This window comes from Trinickia acidisoli (genome assembly GCF_017315725.1).
GTDB classification, from domain to species: Bacteria; Pseudomonadota; Gammaproteobacteria; order Burkholderiales; family Burkholderiaceae; genus Trinickia; species Trinickia acidisoli.
Genome location: NZ_JAFLRG010000002.1, coordinates 199,619 through 217,416, shown reverse-complemented (window position 1 = coordinate 217,416; position 17,798 = coordinate 199,619). Strand labels below are relative to the sequence as shown.

Sequence of the window (17,798 nt, the reverse complement as noted above, 5' to 3'; positions counted from 1 at the left end):
GGGAGGCCGCCGTGCCCGGACGACACGTCAACGACCACCAAATGAGGCTCTACATGAAGTACAGACGCACGGAAGGACTGTCCACGGCGGCCGCGCGCGCGGGATTCAGCGTGGCCACGGCCTATCGCATCGAACAGGATTTGCGATTGCCGTCGCAGAAGAAGGCGCCGCGCGAGCGCCGACGCCCCGATCCCTTGGCCGAGATCTTTGACGCCGAGATTGTTCCAGTGCTGCAAGCTGCTCCGGGTATTCGGCCCGTGGCCGTGCTCGAGGAGATGCTTCGACGGCATCCGAGCCTGTCGCGCACCGTGCGACGAACGTTGGAGCGACGCATCCGCGATTGGCGCGCTCGGCACGGCGAGGAGCGCGACGTCATATTCCGCCAGGTACATGAGCCCGGTCGCCTCGGGCTGTCCGACTTTACCGACATGCAAAGCCTGGGCGTGAGCGTGGCGGGTAGCGCGCTCGATCACCGCTTGTACCACTTCCGACTGGCCTGCTCGGGCTTCGAGCACGCGCACGTCATTCTCGGCGGCGAGAGCTATGTCGCGCTCGCCGAAGGCCTGCAGAACGCGTTATGGGCGCTGGGAGGTGCGCCCCGCGAACACCGCAGCGACAGTCTGTCTGCGGCGTTCCGCAATCTCGATCGCGAAGCACGCGACGATCTGACCACGCGTTACGAAGCGCTGTGCGCTCACTGCGGCATGCAACCGACTCGCAACAACCGCGGCGTCGCCCATGAGAACGGCTCCATCGAGAGCCCGCACGGTCACCTCAAGAATGCCATCCGTGACGCGCTGCTGCTGCGCGGCAGTACCGAGTTCATCGATCTGGCCGACTATCGCCGCTTCGTCGATGAGATCGTCAGCCGCCAGAACGCGCGCAACGGCAAGCGCATCGAAGCCGAGCGCCCCTTCCTGCAGCCGCTGCCGGGTCAGCGCACCAGCGACTACGAGGAAACGCGCGTGTACGTGACCTCCACCGGCGGCTTCACTTTGCGCAAGGTGTTCTACACCGTCCCGTCGCGGCTGATCGGCCATCGGCTGCGCGTGCGGCTATACGACGACCGGCGCGAGCTGTTTCTGGGTGGCACGGCCTTGATGACGCTGCAGCGCGGGCGCCCGGGCGTAAACGGCAAGCACGGACACGTCATCGACTATCGGCACGTCATTCACGCGTTACGCCGCAAGCCGATGGCACTGATGAACCTGATTTACCGCGACCAACTGTTCCCGCGCGAGGCTTATCGATTGACGTTCGATCGCCTGTGCGAGCAAATGCCGCCGCGCACGGCGTGCAAGACCATGGTGGAACTGCTGAGCATGGCCCACGAGCGCGCCTGCGAAGCCCAGTTGGCTCAGGAGCTGGACCGGTGCCTCGCCCAGGGGCAATTGCCCGACCTGCAAGCGCTGCGCTCGCGCTTCGCGCCCGATCCCGCCAGTGTGCCGCAAGTGCATGTACAACTGGCTTCGTTGCGCGATTACGAGGCCCTGCTCAGCTTCGACATGGAGGCTGCGGCATGAGTCACGACTTCGACGCGACCCGCGTGTCGCTGCTGTTCAGCGAATTGCGCCTGCCTGCCATCAAGCTCATGTGGGCGAGCTTCGCCGAGCGCTCCGATAAGGAAGGCTGGCCTGCAGCGCGCCTGCTGATGGCGCTGGCCGAACATGAGATCGCCGAGCGCGATCGACGCCGTATCGAACGTCACCTCACAGACGCCAAACTGCTGCCAGGCAAGACGCTGGAGAACTTCGACTTCGACGCGGTGCCGATGGTATCCAAGGCGCAAGTCTCGGCGCTGTGCGCCGGCGACGGCTGGCTGCGAAACGGCGCCAATTTGATTCTGATGGGGCCGCCCGGAGGGGGCAAGTCGCACTTGTCGTCGGCGATCGGCTTGAGCCTCGTGGAGAAGGGTTGGAAGGTGCTGTTCGCTCGCACCTCCGATCTCGTACAGCGCTTGCAGGTGGCACGCCGCGAACTCGCCCTCGAATCGGCCATCAACCGGCTCGATCGTTTCGATCTGCTCATCCTGGACGATCTGGCGTACGTCACTAAGGACCAAGCCGAGACGTCGGTGTTGTTCGAGCTGATCAGCGCCCGGTATGAGCGTCGTTCTCTTCTCATCACCGCCAATCAGCCATTTGGCGAATGGAACAAGGTCTTCCCCGACCCGGCCATGACGCTGGCCGCCGTCGATCGGCTGGTCCACCACTCGACCATCTTCGAGCTGAACGTCGAAAGCTATCGCCGGCGTACCGCCCTGCAGCGCAAGCAGCAAGGCCCAGGACGCCCCGCCAACTTCGCCACGCCGAGCAATGTCGGCGTGCCGCCGCGCCAGGAGGATCATTGATGAGCAACAACCCGCAACTGACGAGCATCACGCGCGACGACGTACCCGATCGCTCAAGCTCGACGCCCGTTGCGCGCACTGCCGCGCAACGGCAACGCGCATATCGCCTACGGCGCAAACGCGCCGTCATCGATGCGATCGGCGACGAACTCACCGCGTCACGCGTGACGCTGTTGACCTTGCTCGGGCAGGAGTTGGCGGCGCTCGACACGGGCACCGTACCGCCACCGCTGATCGAGGCCAAGCGCCAGTCCGCTATGCGCATCTTGACGGCCATCGTCACGCGTTACGCGATCGACCTCGCCGACTGACGCGCAGCGCTTGCCAGCGTCAATCAACGTCGGCATCATCAGCGTCACCGCGACATTCTCATCTTGTTTGTCGCGCGTCTCTCATCCAGATCGTCGCGCCATAATGAAGACTATCGCACGCACATCCTGCAGATCAAACCACTGATCAGCGCTTGAATTCAACGTCGCAACATTGATCGCATTGGTCCATGCTCAAATGCAATCGCCGTGCAAAGCCGCGGCAGGGGTATCGCATTTGGAAAGGCTTGACGGGGTTATGTGAGCTGGACATCTCGGGGCTGCGGTCGTGGCCGCTCGATCGCGATCCGCATCTGATCTTCTACATTGAGCGCGAAGACCACATCGAGGTCTGGCGCGTACTCAACGGCAAGTGCGATGTTCCGGCGTGGCTGTTGGGTGCTGCTGTGCATGGATACCCGGTTTCAATAACGACAGGCTCGCACCGCGGGCTCGACGCATAGAGTTCTTCGCGGCGATACCGTGGGCTCCACCGATAAGCATTGCTGACGTTTGACCGCTCGAGGCGCACTGCGAGATCTGGACTGATGCCGGCGCGCCCGTTCAGCACACGGGAAAGCGTGGGGTTATAGCCGAGCCGCGCAGCGGACTCGGATACATCGATTCCGAGCGGTTGCAACACGCTCGACAAACCGGAACGTAACCTGCCATTTTCCATTGACCCATATCGGCCGATGCCCTTTGAACTCCCCTTTCAAGGAATGCAGCTTATAGGCTGGGGGGAGCAATTCGCTCGGCTAACCTGCCGCGTCGAGAGCATCCAATATGCGCCGCAACTTGGATTCATGCACGGCCTAGACACCGCGCGTCGAGTCGTCGCTAAACAATGCCTCAAGCCCTTTGGGGCGAAAGCTGATGATCATAGCCCAGTGCGGTCGGTAGCTGCGTAAGCGCCTCACGACGACCGTCATAGACGACGGCGAGAACCGACATCAAAGTGGTGCCCATCATTTTCGATTTGATGGAGATCACTGTGACGGAGTTGGAAGCCAAGCCGGGTAGCCGCAAGGGACGCCCCAATTATGATCGCGAGTTTCGACGCCGTCTCGCGGTCGCGGCATGCGAGCCGGGTGCCTCCGTCGCAAAGCTGGCGCGCGAGAATGGCATCAATGCAAACATGCTGTTCACGTGGCGGCGTCGCTATCGCGAGCAATTGCAGGCCCAAACGACGTCGCTGATTCCCGTGGCGGTGGTCCATGAAACGCCGGCGCAGCGCGTGACCATGCCCTCGGATGCTCGGGCAGCCGGCAACCGGACTACACGAGGCGGGACGATCGAGATTCGATTCGGTGAGGTGGTCGTCAAGGTGGACGGCATCGTCGACGCCGACACGCTACGCGTTGTACTGGGGAGCATGCGATCGTGATCTCTCTTCCCACGGGTACACGCGTCTGGCTGGTGGCCGGCGTTACCGACATGCGCTGCGGATTCCAAGGACTGGCGGCCAAGGTGCAGACGGCGCTCGAAGACAATGCGTTGGGCGGCAACGTGTTCATCTTCCGGGGCCGGCGCGGCGATCTCGTGAAGCTCATGTGGGCGACCGAAGACGGGCTCTGGCTTCTTGCGAAGCGGCTCGAGCGTGGGCGCTTCGTGTGGCCACAGGCCGATGGCGGCAAGGTCCATCTGACGGCGGCGCAATTGTCCATGTTGCTCGAAGGCATCGATTGGCGGCAACCGCGTCGCACCGCTGCACTGTCGATGTTGTAAACCGAGCAGAAGGCTCGTAAACTGCGCCGCATGTCGAACGGCGCCGAACTTCCTGACGATGTTCAAACGCTGCGAGCCTTGCTGCTCGAGGCTCGTGCTCAGCTTGCCGAGCGCGATCTGGAGATCGAGCAGCTCAAGGCGCAGCTCGACAAGCTTAGGCGCATGCAATTCGGGCGCAAGTCCGAGCAATTAGACCGGGAGGTTGCACGGCTCGAAACCGCGCTCGAGGACTTGACGGGCGAGCGCGGCGTCGCTGATGTGCAGCGCGCCCGCCAATCTAGCGCGAGCACGCCTGTGAGCGACGCATCGCCGAAAGAAGCGCTGCCGCCGCATTTGCCACGCGAAGAACGTGTACTGGAGGCTGACGCAACGTGTCCGAAGTGCGGCAGCGCGATGCAGCCGCTCGGAGAAGACGTGTCCGAGCAGCTCGCCCGCGTCGCGGCGGTGTTCAAGGTGATTCGTACGATCCGGCGCAAAACGGTTTGCCCGTGCGGTCACCACTTCTCGCAGCCGCCGATGCCCGGCCTGCCGATTACGCGAGGCATCGCCCATCCGAGCCTGCTGGCCGACATCCTCGTCTCGAAGTACGCCGACCACGCCCCGCTGTACCGGCAGTCACAGATAGCCGCGCGCGACGGCGTGAAGCTGGACCCGGCCAGCATGGGCCGCTGGGTTGGTCAATGCGAGGCCCTTTGCGATGCGCTGACCGAGGCACTGCGCCGCTACACGGTGGCGCCGTCGAAGCTGCACGCGGATGACACGCCTATCCCGGTACTTGAGCCGGGCAAGAAGAAGACGAAGACGGGGCGTCTGTGGGTGTATGTGCGCGATGACACTCGCTCGGGCTCGACCGAACCGGCCGCAGTGTGGTTTGCTTACTCGCCGGACCGCAAAGGCATTCATCCCCAGACCCATCTGGCCGGATTCGAGGGTATCTTGCAGGCCGACGCCTACAGCGGCTTCAACGAACTGTACGAGAGCGGCAAGATTCGCGAGGCGGCATGCTGGGACCACGCGAGACGGTACATATACGACGTGCATGCCCGAACGCCGACCGATGCGACCCGTGAGGTGCTCGAGCTGATCGGCGGACTTTACGCGATCGAGGCCGACATCCGCGGCAAACCCACCGCTGAACGGCTGCGCGTGCGCCGGGAGAAAAGCATCCCGCTGCTCGCGGCCATCAAGACGTGGATGACGGGCAAACTCGCGGCGCTGTCCAAGAAATCCGAATTGGCCAAAGCGATCCATTACTCGCTTAACCAGTGGGATGCCCTCGTGCTGTACTGCGAAGAGGGCCGTGCCGAGATCAGCAACGCCCTGGCCGAAAACGCGTTGCGCTGTGTGAGTCTGGGTCGCAAGAACTTCTTGTTCGCCGGCTCCGACAGTGGGGGGAAACGGGCCGCCGCGATGTACAGCCTGATCGGCACGTGCAAGCTGAACGGGATCAACCCGCGCGCTTACCTCGAATACGTGCTGACCCATATCGCTGATCACCCCATTAACCGCATCGACGAATTACTACCCTGGAACGTGGCAAGTAAGCTGCCAGGGACGTTCCGCCCGCCTGCCTCTACGGGCTGATTGCCAGCGCCCGATACCCAATCATGCCTCACGTGCGCGCCGTGTTGCGAACGGCCTTCGCGAGGTGCTTACGTAGCTGCTCACCTTATCGCGACAGCACCATCGAGCTCACCTATGAGAAGATGCATTGCTGGGCAACCAGTTGCCAAAGAGGTGGCTTCGGGTATAGGGTTCATCGCCTGGAGATCCAGCCAGAATTGACTGTTCCGACGAGGAGGACGCAATGCCAACTGCATTGGAGCGCCTGCAACGCCTGTTTCAAAGGTTTCGTTCAATTCGCGTAAACCCCGACTCTGCCCCCTCCAGACCGCCCTCAGTTGCGTTACGCCCTCCTGAGCGAGCCGGGGATCCTGCTGGGTCGGACATGACGCTACTAACTGTTTCGGTCGGTTCCCGGTCCGTGTCGCCACGGACACCGCGTCCACCAGCGCGATCGCCGACGGCATCAGATCCCCCGCCGCCAATGCCGGCAGAACCGCCTGGTCCTCCAGCAGGATCAGCGACAGCGCGGCCGCTTCGCGTTCCGGTGATAGCGGCCTCGAACCCACCATCGCGCAGTACCGGCCCGCAAAACTGACTGTACGAGAACCCATGGATGCCCGCGGCCGGTGGGGCCTGACGCCGCTGCACAGCGCAGTGATTCACCGCCACGAGGCGGCCATAGCTGCATTGCTGCAGCTTGGGGCGGATCGTACGGCCGTGTCCGATGGTGGCGAAACACCGTGGCAACTCGCGCAGGGACGGATCACCTCGCCCGAACTGCTGGTGCGCCTGGCGCCACTCGGAGCGGCCATCCCCGCAATGACACTTCGGGCCAGATGGGTATTCGTGGTTGTGTCGCGGCAAGAAGAATATGGTGAGTAACCCGAATTTCAAAGCAGCGCTTATTGAAGCTACTTGCACCTCGTCCGGAGCAGGAAGAAACACTTTCATTTGGCGGAAAGGTGTGTAAGCCTTCAGTTGGCTCGGGCAAGCGAAAATGCCGATGCGCGAATCCACGTCGCGCGGTATTTTCCTCTCGAGTAACTGTTGTTGACGACGATCGGAAATCCGGCGTGGTCCATTAGAACGCACGATTTCCGTATTACCCTCAAAAGGGCGAAGCGGAGCCGCACCGGCACAGCGATTCCGTGTTTCGAGTGTCACGTCAGATTGAACCACGCCCGCTGGCCTTATTCAACGCAACGAGTGGAAACCTATGCCAACGTCATCGGTAATGTCGCGATGGATGCCCGGGCGCGCGCGCGTCCTGTGCAAGCACGTCGGAACCATTCTTATTCATCGCAACACCCTACCTCATATCGAGTATTGCACTTGAAAATAGAGACTAAGTAGACGCCTTCATCATGGGTGCGTCCATCTATCGGATAACTTTCATAATCATTAAAAAAACGTTTGCTGTCCGGCGCTGTCGGATAAGGGAACTTCTTCCTTCAGAGGCTGAGGCGAAGCCTCAAATTGGCGCCATGGTGCCAATTTGGATTTTCGAAATTTTACGTACACCAGCAAGCAGAAAAGTTATTTTTATTCGACAAGATCTGTTCGCCTGATATAACGCCACGTATCAGCAATAAGCAAGGACGTGCACAATGCCCCCACCCCCTCCAGGACTGGATCAAGACTTGCGAGCAGCGGCCGAAGCCGGCGATGAGGCAAGCGTCCGGGAACTGCTCGACAAAGGAGCCAATGCTCTGCTGGCTGCACCAGATCACACCACGTCTTTGAGTGTGGCGGCAGTTCGAGGACACGTGGAGGTGGTTAGAACAATGCTTGACCACGGCGTCGATCCTAATGGGGGTGTCGCAGGTCCAGGGCTTTACCCCTTGCTAGCAGCGGCGCGCGCGGGACAGCAAGACGTGGTGGAACTATTGCTTGCGCGGCACGCCATTCTTGATGCGCGCAACTATAACGGACAACAGGCATTGCATCTGGCGGCCGCAAGTGGACATGAGCAACTCGTTAGATTGCTGCTTGGGCGTAACGCCGATCCCGACACGCAGGATTTTAGATACTGCACAGCATTGCATCTGGCAGCAGCCAATGGTCACGACGAAATCGTCTGGCAACTGTTGACACGCGGCGTCGACCCTGAAGCCGTCGCTTTGAATGGCAAAAAGCCGATGGACCTGGTCGTTGAGCGTGGGCATGAATTGGTCGTGCGGGCTCTGGCCGAAGGCGGCGCAAACGTCAACTGTTACGTGCGCGGTCACGGTACGCCGCTACATGCAGCAGCACGACAGGGATGGGCGGCAGTGGTGGTAGAGGCGTTGCTCAGGGCGAAAGGAAATCCGAACGCGCACATAGGATACTGGGAAGAGACACCGTTGCAAGTTGCCGCAGCCTTTAATCGGGCAGAGCTATGCACGCAGTTATGCGACCTCGGCGGCGCGAATCCAAACGCGCGCGGTGGAACCGACGGCGCAACGCCACTTCTCATGGCAGCCCGACGCGGACTAGCTAAAACAGTCACCGCACTGGTAGCAAATAGGTACGTAGACGTAAACGCGAAGCTGCCCGGCCTCGGCGTGACAGCGCTTCATCTGGCGGCTTCACGCGGGCATGCGCCGGTCATTACGGCGCTGGTGACGGCACCGCGTCCAGCCGGTACGGCCCCTGTAGATCTCGATGCGCAGGCAGCGGACGGGTGGACGCCCCTGCACGCTGCGGCACGTAACGGGCACAGCGCGGCCGTTGATGCGCTTTTGAGGCTCGGTGCCAATCCTTGTCTGCGAGATCGCGTCTTTACGCAAGGACATCTGCATGGTAGGACGGCAGCCGACCTGGCTGACGACGCTGCACACCATCCTGTTGCCGCCCTGTTGCGGAGTGCCGAACAGGCTAGGCCTGCCGCCCGGACGCCCATTCTCGGAGGAGATAGGGGCCGCACATGATAAAGCTCATGTGCAATAGCCTAGACTAAATCTGACAGCCGCCATTTCTTTCCAGCCCGATAGCCCTCGGCCTCACGAACTCGATGTACGCCGGACATCATGTCGTGGAACGGTATCGGCTCACCAATGCACGCGCCTACAACCAAAGTCTGAAGCGGCGCGGCCAGCTCAGTTCACGATCAGCCGACCACACGCTGGCACGATCAGATCGTGGGCTATATCAAGCATGGTGGCGACACATGGTTAGGGAGCTGCGCTCAAGCACGGCGCCGACGTCTATGCGGATAGACTGGCCCTTCGTCCCGCGAACCGAAGCCCTCTTCCGTAGCCTTGGCTCACCAACACTGACCGCCTACCGTTTTCCTACATTCGCGGCACGCCGGTTTGACGTTCCGATTTCACGGGTGTTAAATAGATTTACCGGCGCTGTAAGACGATTCGATTCCGGGTATATGAATAACGTCATCTCCAATCGTTGTAATGACAACATTCATGCAGCGGTATTGTCCATCTTGTGGTTCTGCAGCCTCGAAAGCTTCGTTGGCGGCTTTCGCATTTCAGCTATCCGCATTCGGTATCGAAAATGCACAATATCATCGATGCCGCAAGCAATCAAAATATCCGGGCATCTGAACTGAACAATACAGAACCAAGCGTGGCTACCTAGAAAGGCACAGATTTTATCTGTGGCAAAGGATCGAGTACGAAGTGCAAGGCCTCATCCTGCGCTCAACCAGTTGTTTTAAACCCGTCAAGGAATCTTTATGAGAATTGGGTACCTTTGGTTTTCTGTGTTGCTAGCGACGCTGACGTTCACCGATCTTTCACAAGCCCAGGGGCTGGAAACAGTTACCTTCGGTTGTGATGCTGTGCCTGGTGCCAAGTGTCATTTTGATGTCCGCGACAAAGCGGATGGGCGCGTTCGCGCGTTCGCGCTGAGTAGCGGGGAGCGGGGCACGCTTGGCGGGGTGGCCCCTGGTGTCGACACGTATACGGTTTCCATCAATCGTTTGCCACCCGATGACCCCAACAACTGCGGTCGCACTTACTGGTGCAAACAGGCGGTGGTCAACAGGGGCTATAACAATTAGCGACTGGCAACTGGTTGCCCAGCAACGCACCGTCTCTTAGGTGAGCTCGATAGTTCTGCCGCGATCAGGCGAGCATCTGCCGACCATGCTCGCCGTGCGAACTGAACCACCCAGGCTACAAGCTGCATCCCTTGAAGGGGATCTCAAAGAGCACTGGTCGACATGGGTCAATGGAAATTGACGAGTTACGTTCATGGCGTGACGAGTACATCCGACAGTCGCCATTTCTTCCGGCCTGATAGCCCTCGACCTCACGAACTCGATGTACGCCGCCGGAAATCATGTCGTGGAACGCCGCGTCGGCGCTCACGGTAATGATCGGCTCAACAAGTTCCGCGCCCGACAGGTGCGGGTAAAGCCCGAGCAAACGAAGTTTCGCCATCCGTTGGCCATCGGAAAGTCAAATGCAGTCGCCTTTGGCCGATCGAAAGAGAGGTGGCGCCGGAAATTCGAACAGTTCGTTGAGTGGAAAAGCTGGGGCGTGAGTCGGTCATAATGGCCGGCAACCAGGAACCAGAAGATGACGAAACGAAACCGACGGACACACTCACCGGCGTTCAAGGCGAAGGTGGCGCTGGCGGCGCTCAAGGGCGACAAGACGCTGGCAGAGCTGGCCCAGCAGTTTGATGTCCATCCGAATCAGATCACGGACTGAAAGAAGCAACTGCAGGAGCGGGTTGCCGATGTGTTCGAAGCGAGCAACGCGGCGCCGGCGGCATCGCCAGTTGACGTGAAGGTGCTGCACGCGAAGATCGGGCAGTTGACGCTGGAGAACGATTTTTTAGAAAGCGCGCTCAGCAAGGCGGGACTGCTGAGCGTAACGCGATGATCGATCGTGATCATGCCCTGCCGGTGACACAGCAGGAGCGGCTGGTAGGCATCAGCCGGTCGAGCGCCTATTACCAATCGCGTGGGGTCAGCGCAGTGGATCTGAAGTTGATGCGCCGGATTGACGAGCTTCACCTCGAGCATCCATTTGCAGGGGCACGAATGCTGGCACGGCTGCTGCGTCGCGAAGGCATCAAGGTCGGGCGCAGGCACGTCGGCACCCTGATGAAGCGCATGGGCATCGAGGCGTTGTATAGCAAGCCAAACACGAGCCGCAAGCATGCAGCCCACAGGATCTGGCCGTACCTACTGCGCAACCGGAAGATCGACCGGGCCAATCAGGTCTGGGCGCTCGATACGAGCTATATCCCGATGGCGCGGGGCTTCGTATATCTGACGGCCGTCGTGGACTGGGCGAGCCGTCGGGTGCTGACACACCGGGTGGCGATCACGCTGGAGAGTTGCCATGCAGTCGAGGCGCTGGAGGAGGTGTTTGCGAAATACGGGCTGCCTGAGATCGTCAACACGGATCAAGGCAGCCAGTTCACGGCAACCGAATTCACCGACGCGGTGCTCAGCCGGAACGTTCTTCTGTCCATGGATGGAAAGGGTGCCTGGCGTGACAACGTGTTCGTCGAACGTGTGTGGCGCAGCGTCAAATATGAAGAGGTCTATCTGAAAGCCTACGACTCGGTCAGCCACGCCCGCCGCTCAATCAGCAACGACCTAAACTGGTATAACCAGAACCGGCCTCATTCGAGGCTTTCCGACCAGACACCGGATGAAGCATACTTCGCGACGCTGCCAGCGATAAAATCGGCAGCTTGATTGCCACAGCGATTCCACTTAAAAACTCGGAGATCCTGTCCGAACGAACGAACGAGGCCACCTCTCATGAACCGATGCATCGAGCGGCGGCTCGGCGCCCGACAGGTCAAGATCGGCATGGGCGAGTCTCGATGCCGCGATTAGTAATGAAACGAGCAGCCGTAACAGATTGGAACGAACGACGCGCATGCATATTGTCGTGCACACCGGACACCCACCAACCCGATGCTTCCGTGCGGTTGAATCCGGAACTAAGGAGCGCGCACCCTTCATCTCGCACAGTCCAGATAGCCAATGACGAGCGCCAGCGTCGGCAAGGCGAGCAGGCATGCCGGTAAGCCCACTGCCAGCAAGATGCCCTCGGGGATATTGCGAAAAAATTTGAAGCCCACACGGAACTCCGGTCAGGTTGTATCGCATCGACTCATTGCGCTAACCGCAACGTCTGTCGCGTCGCGACTTGTGCACCACCAGCAATTACCACGGGAAATACGGCAGACGCCACCGACAGATCCCCACTGCGCTAGCTTTTCGGATAAATCCGAGAGAATTTAGGATGCCGTCTGAAGACGCGCTCGATATGGACACTTTTCCCGATTTATTCGGCAAGGGTCGGCTCGCGCGGAGTCCAATCCGTTGCCACGAACAGAATCCTGAATCCCCTGTAACCCTTCCGAAGTGCCATACGGATCGCGACAACCTGCGCGACGACGTCTATCGCCGTGCAAAGGATCAGAAAGACAGTACCGTTGAGCTTGTAGTTGAGAAACCTCATTCCCAATCCCGCAATGACGCCGACCACCGCGCCACATGCGAGGCCCAGTGCTAACCCGCGCCAAATGTATGCCCAATAGATGCTGGCCGCAATCTTCCAGTTCACCGTCAATTCGTTCATCCCCCTTCCCCTGGGCAAATACAACGATTCATCAAAGCGACGACTGCTAGCGCCACGCTTGACTCATGTCGTTATACACAACGTCGCGGTCACGCCGAGCGGGCGAGAAAGCCTGTTTACTTTCAATGACATAGCGCGGCGCTTGTAAACTGTCGGCGGATGTCGTTTACTTTGCGCTTTTGAGCGCACGCCTTGGTCACCGAATCGACGCCCTGGACACAAACGGAATTCGAGCAACTGGACCTGGGCGACGCGCGCCTGAATAAGCGAGCGAGGCTTTTGATGGAAAGAATGTCGGCCGAGCCGACGGCCAGTGTGCCGCAGGCATGCCATGGTTGGGGCGAAACGATAGCGGCGTACCGCTTCTTCGATAACGAGAAGGTCCAATGGCATGCGATTCTGGAGCCGCATTGGCAGCAGACGCAAAAGCGGATGCGGGCGCATCAGGTCGTGCTCTGTCTTCAAGACACCACCGAGCTTGATTTCAACGGTCAGGAGGCGGTCGGACTGGGTCCGCTGACGTATGAGGCGCAGCGCGGGATGTTCGTTCATCCGACCTATGCGGTGACGCCACAGCGCGAGCCGTTGGGCATCCTGGACGCGTGGATGTGGGCTCGCCAGAAGAAGGACGAGTCGGGAAAGCGCGGTGGCCCGAAGGAAAGTTTGCGTTGGATCGAAGGCTACGAGCGCATCGCCGAGATGGCGCCGGATATGCCCTCGACTCGCCTGGTATATGTGGCGGACCGCGAAGCGGATCTGATGGCGTTGATGGAGCGCGCTGATGCATTGGGCAACCCGGCCGACTGGCTGGTGCGTGCCTCGCATAACCGCAGCTTGCCTGAAGGCGATAAGTTGTGGGAGCGCACGACGTGCGGCGAAGCGGTGGGCGAAATCGCCTTTACGATGGCCGCGCGCCAAGGCCTGAAAGCGCGCACGGTACGCCAGCGCCTGTGGCTTGAGCGTGTGCAGTTGCCCGCCAGCAAAGGGAAAAGCATTGCTGCAACGTGCCTGGTTGCGCGCGAGTTCGACGCGCCTGCCGGCGTCAAACCGATCGAATGGCGCTTGCTGACTAATCGTGGGGCGAGCACGCTCGATGAAGCGATCGAACTGATCGAGTGGTATAGGGCGAGATGGGAAATCGAGATCCTGTTCAACGTTCTGAAGAACGGCTGTGAGGTCGAAGAACTGCAGTTGGGTACGATTGAACGGCTCGAACGCGCGTTGGCGCTGTTTCTGGTGGTGGCCTGGCGTGTGGCTCATTTGATGCGGCTGGGCCGAACCTGCCCCGATCTGGACGCCCATCTGTTCTTCGATCCCGATGAAATTCGCGCTGCCTACCTTCTCACGAAGACCCGTCGCACAGCGCAACCCAAACTCAACGAGGTGCTGCGCTTGATTGCTCGCCGAGGCGGATTCCTAGCACGCAAAAGCGACGGCGAACCCGGTGCGGAAACAATCTGGAAGGGACTCACTCACGTGCGCATCGCCGCAGAAACAATGCGCTTGCTACGCGACGAAGGCGGTGACGAGTCTTATGTATAACGAGGTGCGCTTGACTTCATGCGGACACCTGGACATGTCGTTTATCACAACGACGTCGTCCAGGAAATTCGTACTGCCTGGCGGCGGTCAGTCGCTTCCGATCTGGCCCATTTCTAACCGCCCCAACTTCGACGCAAGTTGGATCTTCGCGTTATGCCAATCGGTCAACGCCTGTATCCGGCGCTCCTGCGCGTTGGCCAGCGCCGTTTGCGTATTCAGCAGCTCCAGGATGTTGCCGTTCCTTGAGGATATCGTTGAGGCTGGAGTTTTCCTGCCTACGCTGATGCTCACGATACCACTAACCCTCGTGACTATTGCTGTTGTCTGGATGGCCCATCGTCCAGTAATTGGCGTTGCGTTGATCATCAGTGCCGACTCGCTGTTGTGGTTATTCAGCCAACTACGCGGTAGCCATCCTGTCGCAACCCGATAAGATCGGTAATCGGGAGGACAAGATCAATGCCGATCAAGGCTGCGAAGAATCCGAAGCGCGCGATTTTGCGAAACGGTAAGTCATCATCCGCAATGCTGTGAGGTACGGCGACCGTTTAGTCGGCCCATCTCAATCACTGAGATATCCCCGCCGATAGCGACGCGCGAACCTCGTGAACCTGTGGAACAGCTTCGGCAAAGCCGTCTGCGTCGAGATTTTATAGTTGCGTCCGCAACAAAATGGGCATTCCCCCTTCCGAACAAAGCAGCAAGGATGGGCTCACCTGCTTGCCCGCATGGGTCGCAGGTTTCCAATGTCTACACCGGCGTATCCCAGGCACTACGAGACACACCACGCAGTAGCTCGCTGGTCGAACACCTCAACTCGCTCGCGCCTGCCTGACTAACCGACGTCACCTGAACGGCAGGCGGTCCCGGCTTGGTCTGCTGCAGTTTGTCTTCAACCATCGCCGCTTCGCCCGCACCGATATGCTGAACGAACAGGCAGGACGAACTACCACGGAATTAATGACCGCCCAGTTCCACGATCACTGGATACACCGCTCAAGCTCAGCCCACTCGAGCCCGGGCAAACCTGACGCCGTAGCGGCACCCGACCGTAACTTTCGTCGAGTCAAAAACACCCATTCCGCAGTCGGACGTGGACTGCTTCCACTCGTCTGCATAATGCAAAACGCGGATTTTGAATCCATGCCGAAAGCCCAGTAGATAAGCGCCACCATCCCAAAGATCACCAGCGCTTCCCTCATTTCCTCGTGGCAGCACAGCTACGGGCAGATGCTTTGTTGCGCGTGTCCCGCCTTTTCAAGGCGGGACACTTTATTACCGATGTACCCCCGCCGGAACAGGGGCACGACAGGCTCCACCATCTAACGCTGACATACCGGCCCTGACACCTAAACCTAACCCGACCTGAGAACTGGCCGCACCCGGCATTCCACTGGCCGTTCCGCCCAACACTACACTCGCATCACCGCCAAGCCCTGCCGGACCCGCACCGGCCGCAGCGCTGCCGCCCCCCATCAACGGAAACTGCCGGTAATGGCCATCCTGGAAATGACCATCCATATCCCAAACCGAAATCATTCATTGCTTCCCCCGTAAGTAGCGGAAAGTTCTACATCACAATACTTGATCCTGGAAAACGTACCAAATCTGCCCGAACAGATCAGACGTGGTTCAATTGGGCGTTACCCTCAAAAACGGAGTCGCTTGTCCAGCATGACTTCAACCATTTTCAGTGAAACGCGAAAACCGCACGTCCTGAGCCACGCCCGATACGTTGAGGCTCTATGCCGTTTCCCGTGGAAATTGACGGCTCAACAAACATGACGATCGGTGGTTCAATACCGCTTTTCTGCTCGAGTACCCAGACATGATGAGTAACCAGATCGAAGCGCTGTTCACGACCGCGCTCGGCTTGCAGCCACCGTGGCACGTTGCCAAGGTGGAACTGGACACGGCCAAGCGGCGCATCGACTTCGAGGTGGAGCACGCGGGCAAGCGGGCGGCCTGTCCGGACTGCGGGGCCGAGCATCAACTGATCCACGACCGCGTACGTCGCAGTTGGCGACATCTGGACTTTTTCCAGTTCGAGGCGTGGTTGCACGCCGATGTGCCTCGCATTCAGTGCGGCGGCTGCGGGAAGACGACGCAGATGGCAGTGCCGTGGGCGCGTGAAGGCAGTGGCTTTACCTTGTTATTCGAGGCGCTGGGTCTGTCGCTGTGCCGGGAGCTTCCGGTGAGTCTGGCGGCCAACCATCTGCGCGTGGCATCCAAGCGCTTGTGGCGGCGGATTCGTCACTACGTGCAGGCCGCGCGCACCAAAGACGATATGAGCGGCGTTCGCCATGTCGGCGTGGACGAAACCAGCGTGAAGCGGGGGCACGAGTACATCACCGTCGTGCATGACTTGCAGGCCAAGCGGCTGCTGTTCGCGTGCCCGGGCCGCGACCACGGGACGTTGAAGGAGTTTGCAGACGATCTGCGCGCTCACGGCGGTGATCCCGAACGGCTCGAGCATGCCTGCATCGACATGAGCGCGGCCTACGCCAAGGGCATTGCGCAGTCGTTGCCGAACGCCCAGATTAGTTACGACCGTTTCCATGTCGTCGCGCTGGCCAATGCCGCGATGGACGAGGTACGCCGCGAAGAGATGCGCAGCTCGTCCGAGGCGATTCGCCAAACGCTGGGCACGGCCGGCAAACACACGCTCAGACAATTGCTGTGGGGCATGCGCAAGAACCCGGTGCAGTGGAGTCAGGCACAGTCCGAGGCGATGCATTGGCTGCAACGCTCGAACTTGAAAAGCGCGGGCTTGGCGCCTGAAGCAGGCGCTGCGGCTGGTCTATCGCGAAGCGCTCGCCAGCAATTGCGAGGACAACGCCCTGGCGGCGCTGACTAAGTGGATGGGGTGGGCCAAACGCTCTCGCTTGGAGCCCTTCAAGCGTCTGGCGAGCACCTTGAAAGCACACTTGGGCGGCGTAGTACGCGGCATGCTCGACGGACGTAGCAACGCCTACGTTCGAGGCAATGAACGGCCTGCTTCAGCAGACCAAGAGGACCGCTCGAGGGTTTCGAAACATCGAGAACTTCATCTCGATCGCCTATCTGCGCATGTCCAAGCTCACGCATCTACCGAGCAACCCCTTGGTGCCCGCCATTGCTCGAGACTACGGCCGCTACCGTCATGTTTGTTGAGCCGTCAATTTCCACGGAAAACGGCATAGAGCCACCAGGGACCGTGGGCTCGATGCTATCTTTCGGCGGAGGCATCCGCCCCAGTTGCTATGCGTGACGACATAGTCGCTCGTACCAACGCGGTACCAAATGATATGAGCGGGTCGGGTCCCGCTGTTCAGGCTTCACGATCGGCTACTCCACCCGACCCGCCAACGCCCACTGCAATGTTGGCTGATCTTCGGGCAACTCAAGCCGTCAGTGCTGTGAGCCCATCTAGTAACCCAGAATCGGTTCGATCCACAGCTGCGATGCTGGTTGAGCGGCAAGGCGACCAGGTAGAAGTTACCGCAGCATCGACATACCCTCAAATCCCCAAGGCAGCCGAGTCCCGCCCCTACCTCAGTACAAATCGACTCGTGCCCTCCTTCTCCACACAAGCCGGCTAGCGCGACAGGGGCATGCCGATGAGGGGACCCTACTGAAGCAGGAGCCCGCACAAAGCGACATCGCAACCGGTTACGGGTTTCCGAACTTCGATTTTTTATAATGGGCAACGCAAATAAATAGAAAACACGGACTGTGATTTCGATTCGGAAAAATAGATGGCTTGCTCGATAA

Annotated in this window: 14 protein-coding genes and 2 pseudogenes; 13 read left to right on the top strand and 3 right to left on the bottom strand. The window is 59.9% G+C overall.

The genetic code is table 11. From position 1 onward, the window contains the following. The first annotated feature begins 11 nt into the window (after positions 1 to 11). The 9 genes from istA to J3485_RS19525 all read left to right on the top strand — a co-directional run bounded on the left by istA (position 12) and on the right by J3485_RS19525 (position 9,952). Positions 12 to 1,523 carry an IS21 family transposase gene (gene istA, locus J3485_RS19570; RefSeq protein ID WP_206956007.1) on the top strand — a complete coding sequence of 504 codons (1,512 nt, stop codon included), beginning with the start codon at positions 12 to 14 and terminating at the stop codon, positions 1,521 to 1,523. Beyond that, positions 1,520 to 2,350, top strand: coding sequence for an IS21-like element helper ATPase IstB (gene istB, locus J3485_RS19565; RefSeq protein ID WP_206956006.1), 831 nt, complete (start codon positions 1,520 to 1,522; stop codon positions 2,348 to 2,350). Before istA ends, istB begins: the two co-directional genes overlap by 4 nt. Next, positions 2,350 to 2,661, top strand: coding sequence for a hypothetical protein (locus tag J3485_RS19560; RefSeq protein WP_206956005.1), 312 nt, complete (start codon positions 2,350 to 2,352; stop codon positions 2,659 to 2,661). The genes istB and J3485_RS19560 overlap by 1 nt, the downstream gene beginning before the upstream one ends. A gap of 955 nt (positions 2,662 to 3,616) precedes the next feature. Then, positions 3,617 to 4,045 (top strand): IS66-like element accessory protein TnpA, encoded by a 429-nt coding sequence (gene tnpA / locus J3485_RS19550; protein ID WP_309477054.1) that lies wholly within the window; start codon positions 3,617 to 3,619, stop codon positions 4,043 to 4,045. After that, positions 4,042 to 4,386, top strand: a complete 345-nt coding sequence (gene tnpB / locus J3485_RS19545) for an IS66 family insertion sequence element accessory protein TnpB (RefSeq protein ID WP_206951009.1) — start codon at positions 4,042 to 4,044, stop codon at positions 4,384 to 4,386. Before tnpA ends, tnpB begins: the two co-directional genes overlap by 4 nt. Positions 4,387 to 4,416: 30 nt before the next feature. After that, positions 4,417 to 5,970, top strand: coding sequence for an IS66 family transposase (gene tnpC / locus J3485_RS19540; protein ID WP_206955942.1), 1,554 nt, complete (start codon positions 4,417 to 4,419; stop codon positions 5,968 to 5,970). 591 nt (positions 5,971 to 6,561) lie between these two features. Further along, on the top strand, positions 6,562 to 6,834 hold the full coding sequence (locus J3485_RS19535) for an ankyrin repeat domain-containing protein (RefSeq protein WP_206956004.1): 273 nt from the start codon (positions 6,562 to 6,564) through the stop codon (positions 6,832 to 6,834). A gap of 758 nt (positions 6,835 to 7,592) precedes the next feature. Then, positions 7,593 to 8,861 carry an ankyrin repeat domain-containing protein gene (locus J3485_RS19530; protein WP_206956003.1) on the top strand — a complete coding sequence of 423 codons (1,269 nt, stop codon included), beginning with the start codon at positions 7,593 to 7,595 and terminating at the stop codon, positions 8,859 to 8,861. 764 nt (positions 8,862 to 9,625) lie between these two features. After that, positions 9,626 to 9,952, top strand: coding sequence for a hypothetical protein (locus J3485_RS19525; protein ID WP_206956002.1), 327 nt, complete (start codon positions 9,626 to 9,628; stop codon positions 9,950 to 9,952). Between the two features lie 115 nt (positions 9,953 to 10,067). Here the strand turns inward: J3485_RS19525 and J3485_RS19520 are convergent, their stop codons facing one another. After that, on the bottom strand, positions 10,068 to 10,334 hold the full coding sequence (locus J3485_RS19520) for a hypothetical protein (RefSeq protein ID WP_206956001.1): 267 nt from the start codon (positions 10,332 to 10,334) through the stop codon (positions 10,068 to 10,070). Between the two features lie 138 nt (positions 10,335 to 10,472). On the opposite strand from J3485_RS19520, the pseudogene J3485_RS19515 reads away from it, so the two are divergent. Further along, positions 10,473 to 11,608 (top strand): annotated as a pseudogene (locus tag J3485_RS19515) (IS3 family transposase). Positions 11,609 to 11,877: 269 nt separating this feature from the next. Here J3485_RS19515 and J3485_RS29305 read toward each other — a convergent pair. Next, on the bottom strand, positions 11,878 to 12,000 hold the full coding sequence (locus J3485_RS29305; protein ID WP_277991644.1) for a hypothetical protein: 123 nt from the start codon (positions 11,998 to 12,000) through the stop codon (positions 11,878 to 11,880). A gap of 206 nt (positions 12,001 to 12,206) precedes the next feature. Beyond that, positions 12,207 to 12,503, bottom strand: coding sequence for a hypothetical protein (locus J3485_RS19510; protein WP_206956000.1), 297 nt, complete (start codon positions 12,501 to 12,503; stop codon positions 12,207 to 12,209). 192 nt (positions 12,504 to 12,695) lie between these two features. Here J3485_RS19510 and J3485_RS19505 point away from each other — a divergent pair, with 192 nt between their 5' ends. The 3 genes and pseudogenes from J3485_RS19505 (at position 12,696) to J3485_RS19495 (ending at position 17,198) form a co-directional block, all read left to right on the top strand. Beyond that, on the top strand, positions 12,696 to 14,045 hold the full coding sequence (locus J3485_RS19505) for an IS4 family transposase (protein ID WP_206954153.1): 1,350 nt from the start codon (positions 12,696 to 12,698) through the stop codon (positions 14,043 to 14,045). Further along, complete coding sequence (locus J3485_RS29580) at positions 14,038 to 14,478, top strand: TMEM43 family protein (protein ID WP_206955999.1); 441 nt, start codon at positions 14,038 to 14,040, stop codon at positions 14,476 to 14,478. The genes J3485_RS19505 and J3485_RS29580 overlap by 8 nt, the downstream gene beginning before the upstream one ends. 1,398 nt (positions 14,479 to 15,876) lie before the next feature. Then, positions 15,877 to 17,198, top strand: a pseudogene (locus J3485_RS19495) (ISL3 family transposase). The last annotated feature ends 600 nt before the right edge of the window (positions 17,199 to 17,798 follow it).

Bases quoted from the DNA above. Each gene is read 5' to 3' on its own strand.
- istB (WP_206956006.1), top strand. From the start codon at position 1,520: ATGAGTCACGACTTCGACGCGACCCGCGTGTCGCTGCTGTTCAGCGAA.
- J3485_RS19560 (WP_206956005.1), top strand. From the start codon at position 2,350: ATGAGCAACAACCCGCAACTGACGAGCATCACGCGCGACGACGTACCC.
- tnpC (WP_206955942.1), top strand. From the start codon at position 4,417: ATGTCGAACGGCGCCGAACTTCCTGACGATGTTCAAACGCTGCGAGCC.
- J3485_RS19535 (WP_206956004.1), top strand. From the start codon at position 6,562: ATGGATGCCCGCGGCCGGTGGGGCCTGACGCCGCTGCACAGCGCAGTG.
- J3485_RS19525 (WP_206956002.1), top strand. From the start codon at position 9,626: ATGAGAATTGGGTACCTTTGGTTTTCTGTGTTGCTAGCGACGCTGACG.
- J3485_RS19520 (WP_206956001.1), bottom strand. From the start codon at position 10,334: ATGGCGAAACTTCGTTTGCTCGGGCTTTACCCGCACCTGTCGGGCGCG.
- J3485_RS19510 (WP_206956000.1), bottom strand. From the start codon at position 12,503: ATGAACGAATTGACGGTGAACTGGAAGATTGCGGCCAGCATCTATTGG.
- J3485_RS29580 (WP_206955999.1), top strand. From the start codon at position 14,038: ATGTATAACGAGGTGCGCTTGACTTCATGCGGACACCTGGACATGTCG.